The sequence below is a fragment of the Caballeronia fortuita genome (assembly GCF_001544835.2).
Taxonomy (GTDB): Bacteria; Pseudomonadota; Gammaproteobacteria; order Burkholderiales; family Burkholderiaceae; genus Caballeronia; species Caballeronia fortuita.
In genome coordinates, this window is sequence record NZ_FCNX02000020.1 from 37,630 (window position 1) to 50,717 (window position 13,088).

The 13,088-nt window shown below is 64.5% G+C and carries 11 protein-coding genes; 4 read left to right on the forward strand and 7 right to left on the reverse strand.

Translation table 11 applies throughout. The annotated features are described in order from the left end of the window. Positions 1-195: 195 nt before the first annotated feature. The 7 genes from AWB77_RS29680 to AWB77_RS29710 form a co-directional block, all read right to left on the reverse strand. Positions 196-1,356 (reverse strand): flagellin, encoded by a 1,161-nt coding sequence (locus tag AWB77_RS29680; protein WP_061138054.1) that lies wholly within the window; start codon positions 1,354-1,356, stop codon positions 196-198. A gap of 221 nt (positions 1,357-1,577) precedes the next feature. Further along, positions 1,578-2,855, reverse strand: a complete 1,278-nt coding sequence (locus AWB77_RS29685; RefSeq protein WP_061138055.1) for an ATP-grasp domain-containing protein — start codon at positions 2,853-2,855, stop codon at positions 1,578-1,580. A gap of 11 nt (positions 2,856-2,866) precedes the next feature. Then, on the reverse strand, positions 2,867-3,850 hold the full coding sequence (locus AWB77_RS29690; protein WP_061138056.1) for a hypothetical protein: 984 nt from the start codon (positions 3,848-3,850) through the stop codon (positions 2,867-2,869). Then, the gene (locus AWB77_RS29695) at positions 3,847-5,052 is read right to left on the reverse strand and encodes an ATP-binding protein (RefSeq protein WP_061138057.1); all 1,206 of its coding nucleotides are present in this window, start codon (positions 5,050-5,052) and stop codon (positions 3,847-3,849) included. Before AWB77_RS29695 ends, AWB77_RS29690 begins: the two co-directional genes overlap by 4 nt. Positions 5,053-5,059: 7 nt before the next feature. Next, positions 5,060-6,199, reverse strand: coding sequence for a DegT/DnrJ/EryC1/StrS family aminotransferase (locus AWB77_RS29700; protein ID WP_061138058.1), 1,140 nt, complete (start codon positions 6,197-6,199; stop codon positions 5,060-5,062). A gap of 44 nt (positions 6,200-6,243) precedes the next feature. Continuing rightward, entirely contained in the window at positions 6,244-8,565 is a 2,322-nt protein-coding gene (locus AWB77_RS29705) for a tetratricopeptide repeat protein (RefSeq protein WP_061138107.1), read from the reverse strand. A 178-nt stretch (positions 8,566-8,743) separates the two neighbouring features. Further along, positions 8,744-10,135 carry an aminotransferase-like domain-containing protein gene (locus AWB77_RS29710; protein ID WP_061138108.1) on the reverse strand — a complete coding sequence of 464 codons (1,392 nt, stop codon included), beginning with the start codon at positions 10,133-10,135 and terminating at the stop codon, positions 8,744-8,746. Between AWB77_RS29710 and AWB77_RS36195 the strand changes: the two genes are divergently transcribed. The 4 genes from AWB77_RS36195 to AWB77_RS29725 all read left to right on the forward strand — a co-directional run bounded on the left by AWB77_RS36195 (position 10,134) and on the right by AWB77_RS29725 (position 13,086). Continuing rightward, on the forward strand, positions 10,134-10,292 hold the full coding sequence (locus AWB77_RS36195; RefSeq protein WP_157694942.1) for a hypothetical protein: 159 nt from the start codon (positions 10,134-10,136) through the stop codon (positions 10,290-10,292). The genes AWB77_RS29710 and AWB77_RS36195 overlap by 2 nt on opposite strands. A 235-nt stretch (positions 10,293-10,527) precedes the next feature. Continuing rightward, a complete protein-coding gene (locus AWB77_RS29715; RefSeq protein WP_061138109.1) occupies positions 10,528-11,010 on the forward strand; it encodes an MSMEG_0572/Sll0783 family nitrogen starvation response protein in 483 nt (160 codons plus the stop codon). A 5-nt stretch (positions 11,011-11,015) separates the two neighbouring features. After that, positions 11,016-12,023 carry a Nit6803 family nitrilase gene (locus AWB77_RS29720; RefSeq protein WP_208601580.1) on the forward strand — a complete coding sequence of 336 codons (1,008 nt, stop codon included), beginning with the start codon at positions 11,016-11,018 and terminating at the stop codon, positions 12,021-12,023. Beyond that, positions 11,974-13,086 (forward strand): MSMEG_0568 family radical SAM protein, encoded by a 1,113-nt coding sequence (locus tag AWB77_RS29725; RefSeq protein WP_208601581.1) that lies wholly within the window; start codon positions 11,974-11,976, stop codon positions 13,084-13,086. The genes AWB77_RS29720 and AWB77_RS29725 overlap by 50 nt, the downstream gene beginning before the upstream one ends. Positions 13,087-13,088 lie beyond the last annotated feature (2 nt).

Here is a 13,088-nt window from a genome sequence, read left to right on the forward strand (position 1 = left end):
TGAAACGTATCTGTCTCGCACCGGTACGTCATTGCGGACCGGCCGTGCTTGCATGCGAAAAAAGCGAACCGGGATGAATGAATCCCGATTCGCGTCAGTCCTGCTCCGGCCGAGTCGATCGAACGGCGGCACCCGATTGCCGCGCCGCCGTCCGTTTCGTCATTGCCGGTTCAACCTGCTATCTGCTCGCGGCGATTAGCCGAGGAGCTTCAGAACCTGCTGGGGCATCGAGTTCGCTTGAGCGAGCACCGAGATACCAGCTTGTTGCAGCACTTGCGCCTTGCTCAGGTTCGCGGTTTCCTGCGCGAAGTTCGCGTCGGTGATCTGCGATTGAGCCGACGACAGGTTGGTCGACTGTTGTTGCTGCGTCGTCGCGACCGAGCTGAAGCGGTTCTGCACAGCGCCCAGTTCCGATTGCAGCGAGTTCACCGACTTGAGCGCGTTGTCGATCGCTTCGATCGCTTGCGTCGCGCCGTTGGCCGTGCTGATGTCGATCGCCGAGACGGTCGGCACAGCGCGGTTTGCATCGTACGTCGCCAGTTCGGCCGTTTGCTGCGAGCTCGCCGTGGAGCCTGCGCCGCTCGTCGGCAGAGCCGTCGAAGCCAGCGTGGTCGTCGCACCCGAGGTCGACAGGACGTTCGAGATCTGGAACGTCGAGCTGCTGCCCGCGCCGGTTCCGAGCGCCTGGTTGTTCTGGTCGGTGTAGGTGTAGCCGCCGTTGCCGTCAGCGATGATGTTCACCGCCGTGATCGACGCGCCCGATGCCGTGTACGCGCCGCTGCTGCTGAGCGACAGACCGTCGACGCTGCCGACGATCGTGCCCGCCTGCGGGTTGCCGCCGCCGAGTGCGAGCGCCGAAACGTTCGCGTTCGAGCCGAGGTTGACGGAGATCGACTGACCGACGTTCGCGCCGATCTGGAAGGTCTTCACGCCAGCCGAGCCGTCGAGCAGGTTCGTGCCGTTGTACGTCGTTTGCGACGAGATACGGTTGATTTCGTTGATACGCTGCGAGACTTCCGATTGCAGCGCAGCCTTGTCGCTGTCCGACAGCGAGCCGCTCGATGCTTGCACGGAGAGCTGGCGGATACGTTGCAGGTTGTCGGTGATCTGGTTCAGGCCGCTCGATGCCGTCTGAGTCATCGACACGCCGTCGTTGGCGTTCGACACGCCCTGGTTCAGACCGTTGATCTGCGACGTCATGCGCGAGGCGATTGCCTGGCCGGCGGCGTCGTCGGCTGCGCTGTTGATGCGCTTGCCCGACGAAAGGCGCGTGATCGCCGAAGAGAGTGCGCTCTGCGTGCCGTTCAGGTTTTGCTGGGCGACGAGAGAGTTGATATTGCTGTTGATTCCGATCATGGCTTTATCCTTGTAAGGCCTTTTGCTTCCGCGAGACCCCCTCTTATTCAGAGGGCTGGGCGACGCTGTCTTCGGTCGCTTATATTGGTTTTCGGTCCCGCCGGGAAATTCTTTAGAAGAATTTGATGCTGCTTTCTATTTGCGCTCCGTCGGGCCTGAGCCGTCAGGGGCGCGGGTTTCGGCGCGGCCGCGCGAACACGCGGCACGCACCGGTGGAGAAACTAGCGGAGCAGGAATTCGATCCGGTCTACATCGAATACCGGAATCCCGTTTTCCCGCGACACATCGAGTCGCTCCGGAAAGTGGTTATCGACGAAAATCGCGCGTTCTTTAATATGCGCGGATTTGCGCTGAATATCGTCTATATGGATGATGGCGTCGAAAAGCCCGGCGCCGATGCGGGCATCGCGCAACGTGGTATTCACGTCGTGGCGATGGCGCGTAATCAGCGTAATGCGCTTGCCGTCGCCCTGCGCCTGATACAGAAACGCGATCACCGAGGGCGTCACGCGCCCGTCGATGATGAGCGTGTCGTCGAGATCGACGAAAACGTCGTCGTATTCATAGTCGAACACGGCGCGCGTCGCGATGTTGCGCTCGATCAGCGGCACGTGCTTGCAGTCGAGCGGCAGCAGCTTGCGTTTCATGAAGTCCTGCACGGCCATCAGCGGCAGATTGATGCCGCGCGCGCGCTGCGCGACCATCGTGCCGGCGATGCGGCACGATATTTCGAGCAGCTTCCATTCGCCGTTCGCGGCGCGCTTGAGCTGGAAGAACCACGGGCCGCGCATCGCGACGCGCGCGTTGATCGTCTCGGCGATCTCGCGGATGTCGGGCGTGAGTTCGACGAAGCGCGAACGCATCGAGATGCCGGCGCGCACGCGTTCGCGCGTGCGCGGGCCGGCCCAGACGAGTTCGCGCTCGAAGTCGGTGAAGCAGTCGACCGTGATTTCCTCGCCCGGCAGATATTCGACGAGCACCGGATGCCGCGTCGCCTCGATCGCCGTCCACGCCTCGTTCGCGTTGCGCACGACGGCGACGCCCTGGCCGCCTTGCCCGAGATCGGGCTTCACAACGGCGGGCCACGACTTCACCGCATCGACGTTCGAGAACATCGCGGGCGACCACGCGCAGTCGTCGAACAGCGTGTAGGTCGCGCTCTTTCTGCGCGCGACGTGCGTCGCTGCGGCGTCGCCGTTCACGAGGAAGAAGCCGAGCGCATCGGCGCGCGGCGCGAGATAGTCGAGCACAGTGTCGTGCGTCGCGAACACCATGTCGATCGAATGATCGGCGACGATGCGCGCGAAGCTCGCATCGAACGATGCGTCGGCGATATTGGGCACGTCGCCGATGTAGTTCTGAAAGCGCACGCGCCCGTGATCCTCGACGCTCGACGCGCCGAACAATTCGACGTGCACCGAATGGCGCAGCGCCTGATGAATCTCCGATGCGCTTTCCGAGCCGCAGGGAAAGACGAGCACTCTGACTTTGCTGTTCATCGTTATATGTTTCAAGAATAGGCGTGCGCGAGGACGACACGCGCGATGCGCTCCATGTCGTCCGCGCCGTAGCGCTGATCGCAGGGAAGGGCGATGCAATGGTCGACCAGATGCCGCTCGAACGCGCCGGGCGCGCTGCGCGCTTTGACGTCCGGCCAGTAAGTCGGCGTGAAGATGCGTTCGCGCAAGAGCGCGTCGCGAAGCCCGTCGCAGGGCGTGAGCAGCGGATAGCACAGCGGGCCGTCGATCGCATCGGCATCGAGCGCGAGCGCGTTCAGATGACCGACGCGTTCGTGCAGCGTCGCGAAGTTGGCGTTGCGGCGCACGCGCGCGCGCGTCTTGTCGACGCTCGCATAGAGATGCCGCGACAGTTGCGACATGCCTTCGGGCGTCGTGTCGATGAGTGTCTGCTCGGCCTGGCGGAAATCGTCGTAGCCTTCCTGCGCGCTATAGAGACGCTTGAGCAGATGCGGCATACGCGCGAGCGAATGCGCGTCGATCGCGCCGGGCTGGTCGACCGGCACGCTCGTGCGCAGCAATCCGCCATCGGGCATGCCGAAGAACTTGCGCGGCGATTGCAGCTCGGCAAGACACGCTTTCGACGATGCGAAGAACGCCTGCGATCGATCGAGCACGACGCGCGACGGATCGAAGCGCGCGAGCAAGGCCGTTTCCTGCGCATCGCATACGCCGAAGTAATTCACGTAAAGCAGCCAGTCGTGCGGCGCGAGCGTTACATCGGACGCGACGGCGAGCGTGTCGTCGAGCGCATAGAACGCGATCTCGATGCCGAGTGCCGTGAGCGGCGCGAGCATCGAATCGCAGATATAACGCGGCATCCAGACGCGACGTGGCGCGCCCGCCGCGAGCAGCGCGCGAAACGCCGCACGCGCCGATTGAAACGCGAGCAGATGCGGCCCGACCGGATCGTGCGGCGGCGCGAGCTCCAGCTCGAAGTAGCCGCCGATGGGCGCCTGCGGAACCTGCGTCGTCATTCGCGTGCTTCCGTCACGACGACGCGCACGTCGTTCTCCATGTGGTCCATCATCTCGCGCATCTGGTCGGCGGAGTCGAAGCGCAGGATCATGGTGCCGAGAATGTCGTGCGAGCCGCTGTACTTTCTGACCGCATCGCCGGGCTTGACCCACAGGCTTTGCTCGACGATATGTCCGCGCATGCGCTCGGACAGCCACAACGAATCGAACGCGCCGGTATCGAGCGAATGGATCATGTAGCTCGACCAGTGGCCATGCGCGGGCTTCATGTGCAGGCTCGAACAATCGAGGCCGAGCGCGGCATCGACGGTGTACTTGATCAGATCGACATCGGTCGCGTAGCGGATCACTTCCGGAATCAGACAGCCGCCGTTGCGCGGGCCGAGTTCGAGGAACCAGAAGCGGCCGTCTTCGGTGAAGATGAAATCGAAGTTGAGCGCGCCCGTCTTCATGCCGAGCAGATCGAGCAGGCGCTGCGTCTCGTCGTGCGCGACGCGCAGCAGCGCTTCGTCGTGCGTCGCGGGAAAGCTCTCGCCGATCGGCACGAGGCCGTTGCACAGCCGGTCGAAATGCTCGTCGGCCCAGCAGCGGAACGCGAGCTTGCCATCGACGATGAAGCCGTCGCCCGCGACCTGATACGACGCGCGCACGATGCGCTCCTCGATCACCACTTTCTTCTCGCGCGAGAACGACAGCGCGGAGTCGAAGGCGGCGTCGAGATCGTCTTCGTGTTCGAGACACGTCACGCCCTTGCTGCCCGACGAATCCACCGGCTTCACGAACACCGGCATGCCGAGTTCGCGCGCCCACGCGCGGGCCGCCTCGCGCTCGTAAAACGATTGCGAACGCGGCACGTTGAAACCGTTCGCGGCGAGAAACGCGCGGAACAGGTCCTTGCGCGCAAGGGTCAGCACGGCGTCGTACGGATTGGACGGCAGGCCGAGTTGATTGCCGACCCACGCGGCGGTCGGCGCGGCGGGATCGGACGCATAGGCGACGACGCCGTCGATTTCCAGGCGGCGCGCGAGCGCGAGCACCGCGTCGCGATCGGTCGTCGAGACGTTGTGCGATTCGTGCGCGAGCGCGTGTCCGGGATTGTCCGGCAGATAGTCGCAGGTGATGACGTAATGCCCCTGTTCGAGCGCGTAGCGGATCGGGGGCAACTGGGTCGGGGCGGCGCCGAGAAAGAGAATTCGCTTCATGGCCAGATCAGAGGTCGATGCAATTCACGATGCGATGCACATCGTCGTCCGCGAGATCGGGATAGATCGGCAGACACAGGACTTTCGATGCCGCGGCTTTCGCGTTCGGCAGGTTGCTCGCATTCGCCGAGGGCAACCCGCGATACATCGGGAAGTCGGACACGAGCGGATAGAAGTAGCGGCGCGCATGGATGTTTTCATCGCGCAAGTGCTGATAGAGCGCGTCGCGGCTGATCGGATAATCCGGCTCGACGAGGATCGGAAAGTACGATCGATTCGTCGAATCTTCCTCGGGGTTCAGGCAGCGAACGCCCTTGACATCGGCGAGCAGCGTGCGATAAAGCCGGTCGATTTCCTTGCGGCGTTCGAGCGCGCGATCGATATGCTGCAACTGGAGCATGCCGAACGCCGCGTTCACTTCGCTCATCTTGCCGTTGATGCCGGGCGCGACGACCGTCACTTCATCGACGAAGCCGAAGTTCTTCAGATGATCGATGCGCTGTTTCGTGCGCGCGTCCGGGCACACGATCGCGCCGCCTTCGAACGTGTTGAAGACCTTGGTCGCATGAAAGCTCAGCACGGCGAGATCGCCCCAGCGCAGCACGCTGCTGCCGTCGCGCTGCACGCCGAACGCGTGCGCGGCGTCGTAGATGACTTTCAGGTTGTAGTTGTCGGCGATCTTCTGGATTGCTTCGACGTTGCACGGACGGCCATAGCAATGCACCGGCATGATCGCGGTCGTCTGCGGCGTGATGGCCGCCTCGATCTTCGACGGATCGAGATTGAGCGTGTCCGGATCGATGTCGACGAACACGGGCTTGATGCCGTTCCACAACAGCGAATGCGCGGTCGCGACGAACGTGTAGGGCGTCGTGATCACTTCGCCGGTGACGCGCAGCGCCTGCAGCGCGGTGACGAGCGCGAGCGTGCCGTTCGCGAAGAGCGCGATGTGCTCGACGCCGAGATAGTCGCAGAGCGCCTTTTCGAGTTGCTGATGGAACGGGCCGCCGTTGGTCAGCGTCTTCGAGTTCCAGATTTTCTCGAGATAGGGAATGAACTCGCGCAACGGCGGCAAGTAAGGCTGCGTGACGTAGATGCGCTCGTCGGCCGCAGGATAAACCGCGCGAACTGCGTTGCTGGCACTCATGTGTTTCCTTTCGCCCCGATGCGCGGGGCAACGTGTTGGCGTCTTCAGAGAATCGGTGTGTCGATGAACGCGGCGGCTTCGCCCCGGCACCAGCGTTGCCACATCGTCCGCAATACGCTGTTCATGCCGGCGGCGATGATGTCCGGACGAAACACCGGCGACTGGCTGCAACGCTCGCGCATGCCCAGGCGAATCATCGCGAGCTCGTCGGGATGGCGCGCCCAGTACAGCGCCTTGGCGACGAAATCGTCATGGCTCGACGCGGTGAACTGCGAGAGTCCGACATGCGCGAGCGTCGTCGAACCGCCGCGGCTCGGCACGGTGTCGCCGGGGAGCGTGAGGGTCGGCACGCCCATCGAGAGCGCGTGGAGATTGGTCGTGCCGCCCGCGTACGGGAACGTATCGAGACACAGGTCCACGTGATGATGCTGCTGCAGATACATCGCCATGCGCGCGCGCGGATGGAACGTGAGCCGCTCGCGGCCGATGCCTTCGTCCGCGAACCAGCCGCTGACCGTCTCGATGCTGTCGTCGGCGGGCAGGCCGCCCAGCAACATGCGCGCATCGGGCAGCTCGCGCAGGATGCGCGACCACAGCGCGATCACTTCCGGGCGCAGCTTGTTCAGGCGATTGAAGCTGCCGAACGTGGCGAAGCCGTTGCGCAGCAAGGGCAGACCGTTCACCGGCGGTGCGACCGACGACGGCAGAAAGGGCGCGACGGCCGGCAGATACGCCATCTTTTCGAGGAAGAGATCGTGCATCGGGCCGGGCGGAACGAGATGCTGGTCGGCGAAGAAATAGTCCATCGCTTTCAGGCCGGTCGTGCCCGGATAGCCGATCCACGTCGCCTGCACCGGCGCGGGCTTGCGCGCAAAGCTCATGAGGCGGTTGCGCGCGGTGTGCCCCGACAGATCGATCAGGATGTCGATGCGATCGGCGCGAATGCGCTCGGCGACGGCGGCATCGCTCATCGACGTGACATTGGTCCACGTCTCGAAGTGCTTGCGCAGCCGTTCGGTCACCTGGTCTTCGCCGGTGTGATTCGAATACGCATGCAGCGACAGGCTATCGAACGCGGACAGCGGGCCGAGCACCGGCTCCAGAAAGTTGGCGACCGCGTGCTGCAGGAAGTCACCCGAGACGAAGCCGATCTTGAGCTTGCGTTCGGGATCGCGCGAATTGCGATGCGGCTCCCACTTCGCGCGCAGCGGCGTCTCGTGGCGCTCGCCGTAGGCGACGTGTTCCGCGAAGAGCGTCGCCGGGTCCATCGACTCGTTATGGCTCAGGCAAAACATCATGTTGCTGTGCGCAAGATCGTAGTCCGGCTGGAGTTCGAGCGCCTTGCGGAAGCACTGCTCCGCTTCGGCGAGGCGGCCCTGTTCGAGATAACCGCTGCCCATCGTGCAATACGCGAAGGACGAATCCGGCGCGAGCTCGATGCTGCGCTTCACGCACGCCTCGGCCTCTTCGAGACGGCCGACCGATTGCAGCGTCATGCACAGCACGCGGTGCACTTCGTAGTAGTTCGGATGCCGTTCGATGATCGCGCGGCACGTCGCCTCGCTTGCATCGTGATGACCGTTCATGCGATGCACATCGGCGAGGATCGTGTGCGTGACGTAGTCGTCGGGATTGAGTTCGACGGCGCGTTCGAGCGGCGCGGCGGCTTCGGGATAGGCGCCGAGGCGCTGCAGCGCGAGACCGAGCACGCGCCACGCGACGAGGTTGTCGGCGAAGCGTTCCGTGAGCGCGCGCGCCTTGTCGGCGGCTTCCGCGATGCGGCCTTTGTTGTACAGCGAGACGATCATCGCGGTTTCCTGCGGCGTCGCCTTCGTGCGGCCCGGATGCTTCGCGACGGCCGGCGGGCTCACGGCTTCGGGCGCGGGTGCGGGTGCCGGCGCGGCATCGGCGGCGGGCGCGGGCTGGATCGCGAGCGCGCCTTGCCGAAGCTGCGTGGCGATCGTCATGCGCGACACGAGGATGTCGATGGCCGGTCCGCCCAGGCCGCGCTGCTGCGCCATTTCGAGCGCGATCCACGCGGCATCGACGTTGCCCGACTGCGTGAGGGCATCGACATAACTGACCCAGTACGCGCTGGCATTCGGATTGACGCCGATGGCGTTTTCGAGCAGCGGCAATGCGGCCGCGCTGCGCCGCGTCTGCAGGAGCAGCAGGCTCAGGTTGTAGTTCGTGTCGGCGTGGGCCGGTTCGACGTCGAGGACGGCGCGGTACAAGGTCTCGGCGCTCTCCAGATCGCCCGCGTTGTGCTGGGCGACGGCGTTCTGGAACACGCCCTGCACGGCCTCCCGATACTGCGCTTCGATGGCGTGTGCGTGATCGTCCGGAGACAGGGTGTCGGTTTGCATGGGTTCCAGTCCAATTTCGTTCACGAGATTATGAACAGGGCGCCTTCGAAGCAATGGCTCGAACTGGAGGGCAAGAAGGGGTTATTTCTACTGATCGGCGGCGGGGCCGGATCGGGGCGGCGGGCGGTTTTTGTAGAAATTACAGCGCGGCTCGCGCGCGACTCGACGCGTCGGAGCGTCAGAGCATCGGCATATGCAGATGGTGCGGATCGGCCATCATGTCGGCTACGCGTCGTAGCGCCTCGCGGCATTCCTCGCGATTCTGCGGCCCGCCGAGACACAGGCGCAGCGCGTTCGGCGGATTGCCGTCCGTCGAGAAGGCGGCGCCCGCCACCGCGCCGATGCCCTGATTGCGCAACTGCATCGCCAGTTCGGGCGCGCTCCAGTCGCACACGGCAGGCACGGGCAGCCAGAGGTGAAAGCCGTGCGGGTCCGCATCGAAGGCGAAGTCGCGCAGTTCCGACGCGGCGATCGTCTGCCTCGCGGCGGCTTCTTCGCGGATGGCGTCGAGTGCGTGGCGCGCGGTGCCGTCGTTGACCCACTGCGTCGCGAGCAATACCGTGAACGGGCTCGGCATGACGGTCGTCGCCCGCAACGCGCCCGCGATGCGTTGCGTCTGCCTCGGTGTCGGCGCTTTCAGATAGCCGATGCGCAAGCCCGCGCCCAGCGTCTTCGACAGACCCGTCACGTGATACGTCAGCTCGGGCGCGAGTTCGGCGAGCGTAACGGGCGCATCGACGGGCAACATGCCGTACGGCTCGTCTTCGATGATGGGCACGTTGTAACGCAGCGCGACATCGGCGAGCGCTTCGCGGCGCTGGCGCGTCAGCGTCAACGTGCCGGGATTCTGCAACGTCGGATTGCAGTAGAAGCCGCCGGGCTTTTCCGTCTTGCAGAGCGCCTCGAACGCGTGCGGCAAGGGGCCTTCGTCGTCGCGCGCGAGTGCCAGCAAGCGCACACCGAGTTGCGACGCGATCGCCTTGATGCCCGGATACGCGAGCGAATCCAGACAGATCGTCTCGCCCGGACGCGCGAGCTGCGAGACCAGCGCGACGAGCGCGCCGTGAATGCCCGGACAGACGAGCACGGTATCGACATCGCAGCCGGGTACGCGCGTGCGCAGCCAGTCGCGTCCCGCCGCGCGATCGGCCGCCGTGCCGCCGAAATCCTGATAGCGCAGCAACTGAAAGGGGTCGGCGCGCTCCATCAGACTCGCCGCCGATGCGCGCAGCCGTGCCGCGAGCGCGGGCGGTTCGGGCGGCATGTTCATCGACATCTCGACACTGCTGCCGCCCGCGAGCGGCAACGTCTGCGTTCTGCCGCGCACGAACGTGCCGCTGCCCGCGCGCGCATCGAGCAGGCCGCGCTTGCGCGCTTCCGCATACGCGCGCGCGACCGTCGTGTAGTTCAGTCCGAGCAGTTCGGCGAGATCGCGCAGGCCGGGCAGCCGGTCTCGCGGGCGCAACCGGCCGCTCGCCAGATCCTCTTCGATCAGATCGGGAATCGTCAGATACGCGGGTCTTCGGCTGTCTTCCAGCTTTCTGATCCAGTGATGCGTGGACTGATTCATGACCGCGATGTCCGAAGCGTTGAGTTCGATCGACGTTAGCACGACAAATCAATCGGCCGAAAAGAGATTGCGTATGCCGATCGCAGTTGATCGCATTGATCGCATCGATGCACGGCTTCGGTGTGCCGCGCACCACGCGCATGCCGTTCTGCGCTGAATTCGTGCGCGTGCTGCAAGGCACAGGAATGACGCGGCGCGCTGCGAAGTCCAGCGCATCAGGCTTCGCGCAAAATTTTTGGATCGCGCATGCAAGTTCCGGTTTGCTTGATTGCAGAGTGATTGCATTTCGCGGGCCAATCATTGGCATATCCGTTGCGTTTGAGCGCCTGCCGCCGCGACGAATGCGATCGAGATCGACGGCTCATTCGCGAACCCATCCATCGGAGAGTGCCATGCCCGCAGTCAATCAACCGCTTCACAAGAACGGTGACTATCTCGTCGACTACGAAGAGAAAGTCTTCGAGGATGTGAAGGCCGAACCCGGCGAAAAGGCGCTCGTCACGTTTCATACGGTCGCGTTCGAAGGCTCCATCGGCTTCGTGAACATGCTTCAGGCAACGCGCCTGCAACGCAAGGGCTTCGATACGTCGGTGCTGCTCTACGGCCCCGGCGTCACGCTCGGCCTGCAACGCGGCTTTCCCACGCTCGGCGACGAAGCCTTCCCCGGCCATCTCAACTTCAACAAGCAACTGCAGAAGTTCATGGCCGAAGGCGGCAAGGTGTACGCATGCCGCTTCGCGTTGCAGGCGCTGTACGGACACGGCGAGGCTTCGCTCATCGAAGGCATTCGTCCGATCAACCCGCTCGACGTGCTCGATCTCCAGTTGCTTCATCGCAAGGAGAACGCGCTCGTCATTCATACCTGGACCGTGTGACGATCATGTCCGATGCCTTGTCGAAAAAGCGCATCGTGCGCGCCGCCGCCGTGCAGATCACGCCGGACTTCGAGCGCCCGAACGGCACCGTCGACCGCGTTTGCAGCACCATCGACGAGGCCGCGAAGCAAGGCGTGCAGCTCATCGTGTTTCCCGAAACCTTCGTGCCGTATTACCCGTACTTCTCGTTCGTGCGCGCGCCGGTGGCATCGGGCGCGGATCACATGAAGCTCTACGAGGAAGCGGTCGTGGTGCCCGGCCCGGTCACGCAGGCGGTGGCCGAACACGCGCGGCTCGCGAACATGGTCGTCGTGCTCGGCGTGAACGAACGCGATCACGGCAGCCTGTACAACACGCAACTCGTCTTCGATACCGGCGGCCAGTTGCTGCTCAAGCGCCGCAAGATCACGCCGACGTTCCACGAACGCATGATCTGGGGACAAGGCGATGCAGCGGGACTCAAGGTCGTCGAAACGGGCGTCGGACGCGTCGGCGCGCTCGCGTGCTGGGAGCACTACAACCCGCTCGCACGCTATGCGCTGATGACGCAGCACGAAGAGATTCATTGCAGCCAGTTCCCGGGCTCGCTCGTCGGGCCGATCTTCGCGGAGCAGATCGAAGTGACGATCCGCCATCACGCGCTGGAGTCGGGCTGCTTCGTCGTCAACGCGACGGGCTGGCTCACCGATGCGCAGATCGAAGCCGTCACGCCCGATCCGAATCTGCAACGCGCGCTGCGCGGCGGCTGCAACACGGCGATCGTCTCGCCCGAAGGCCAGCATCTCGCCGAGCCTTTGCGCGAAGGCGAAGGCATGGTCATCGCCGATCTCGACATGGCGCTCATCACGAAGCGCAAACGCATGATGGATTCGGTCGGCCATTACGCGCGGCCCGAATTGCTGAGCCTCGCGATCAACGATCGCCCGGCCTCGCCCGTCACTTCTTTCAAGGACACCCACGACGATGAACGCCCGCGAGAACCTGCCGGCATCGAGCCGGCAATTGATGACTGAGCTTCAGTCGACGGGCCTGCGGCTCGCCGATCCGCGCGCAGGCGTGTCGAGCCGGCGCGGCGGCGCGGGACCGTCGGATCACAAGGCGGTGACGGTCGATGGCGTCACCATCATGGTGCCCGTGCATACGAGCACCGCATGGGAATCGCCGTTCGTCGCCGGCGAGCCCGACGAGAACGGACGCAGCGCGCTCATGCGCAACGCGATTCCGATTGCGAGCATCGGCTTTCCGAAAGCGCCGCGCTTCTATGCGATGCAGACGCTCGATGGCGTGCCGTACTCGCACATCGCCACGCTGCACAGCGCCGACGTGCTCGCGACGACGGTGCTGCAAACCTGCATCCGCTACGAAAGCCGCCGCAAATCGTGCAAGTTCTGCGCGATCGGCCAGTCGCTCGCGGCGGGCCGCACGATCGCGCGCAAGACGCCGGAGCAGCTTGCGGAAGTGGCGCGCGCCGCCGTGCTGCTCGATAACGTCAAGCATATGGTGCTCACGACCGGCACGCCGCCGACCTCCGATCGCGGCGCGCAGATCCTCTGCGAAAGCGCGTTCGCGATCAAGGCCGCGGTCGATCTGCCGATCCAGGCGCAATGCGAGCCGCCCGACGACGACCGCTGGTTCGAGCGCATGAAGGCGAGCGGCATCGACACGCTCGGCATGCATCTCGAAGCGGTGACGCCCGCCGTGCGCGAACGCATCATGCCGGGCAAGGCGAGCGTGCCGGTCGCGCGTTACATGGAAGCCTTCGAGAAAGCCGTCGCCGTGTTCGGACGCGGCCAGGTGAGCACTTACATTCTCGCGGGGCTGGGCGACAGCGCGCAGGCCATCGTCGATACGGCGCGCGAACTCATCGCGCTCGGCGTGTATCCGTTCGTCGTGCCGTTCGTGCCGATCAGCGGCACGCCGCTCGAAGATCATCCGGCGCCCACGCCCGAGTTCATGCGCTCGGTGCTGGCGCCCATCGGCGCAATGCTCACAAGCGCCGACATGCGCTCCGCCGATATCAAGGCGGGCTGCGGCAAATGCGGCGCGTGCTCGTCGCTTTCTTCGTACGAGGTCTGATC

Coding starts and splice junctions, on each gene's coding strand:
- AWB77_RS29680 (WP_061138054.1), bottom strand. CDS start 1,356: ATGATCGGAATCAACAGCAATATCAACTCTCTCGTCGCCCAGCAAAAC.
- AWB77_RS29685 (WP_061138055.1), bottom strand. CDS start 2,855: ATGAACAGCAAAGTCAGAGTGCTCGTCTTTCCCTGCGGCTCGGAAAGC.
- AWB77_RS29690 (WP_061138056.1), bottom strand. CDS start 3,850: ATGACGACGCAGGTTCCGCAGGCGCCCATCGGCGGCTACTTCGAGCTG.
- AWB77_RS29695 (WP_061138057.1), bottom strand. CDS start 5,052: ATGAAGCGAATTCTCTTTCTCGGCGCCGCCCCGACCCAGTTGCCCCCG.
- AWB77_RS29700 (WP_061138058.1), bottom strand. CDS start 6,199: ATGAGTGCCAGCAACGCAGTTCGCGCGGTTTATCCTGCGGCCGACGAG.
- AWB77_RS29705 (WP_061138107.1), bottom strand. CDS start 8,565: ATGCAAACCGACACCCTGTCTCCGGACGATCACGCACACGCCATCGAA.
- AWB77_RS36195 (WP_157694942.1), top strand. CDS start 10,134: ATGACCGCGATGTCCGAAGCGTTGAGTTCGATCGACGTTAGCACGACA.
- AWB77_RS29710 (WP_061138108.1), bottom strand. CDS start 10,135: ATGAATCAGTCCACGCATCACTGGATCAGAAAGCTGGAAGACAGCCGA.
- AWB77_RS29715 (WP_061138109.1), top strand. CDS start 10,528: ATGCCCGCAGTCAATCAACCGCTTCACAAGAACGGTGACTATCTCGTC.
- AWB77_RS29720 (WP_208601580.1), top strand. CDS start 11,016: ATGTCCGATGCCTTGTCGAAAAAGCGCATCGTGCGCGCCGCCGCCGTG.
- AWB77_RS29725 (WP_208601581.1), top strand. CDS start 11,974: ATGAACGCCCGCGAGAACCTGCCGGCATCGAGCCGGCAATTGATGACT.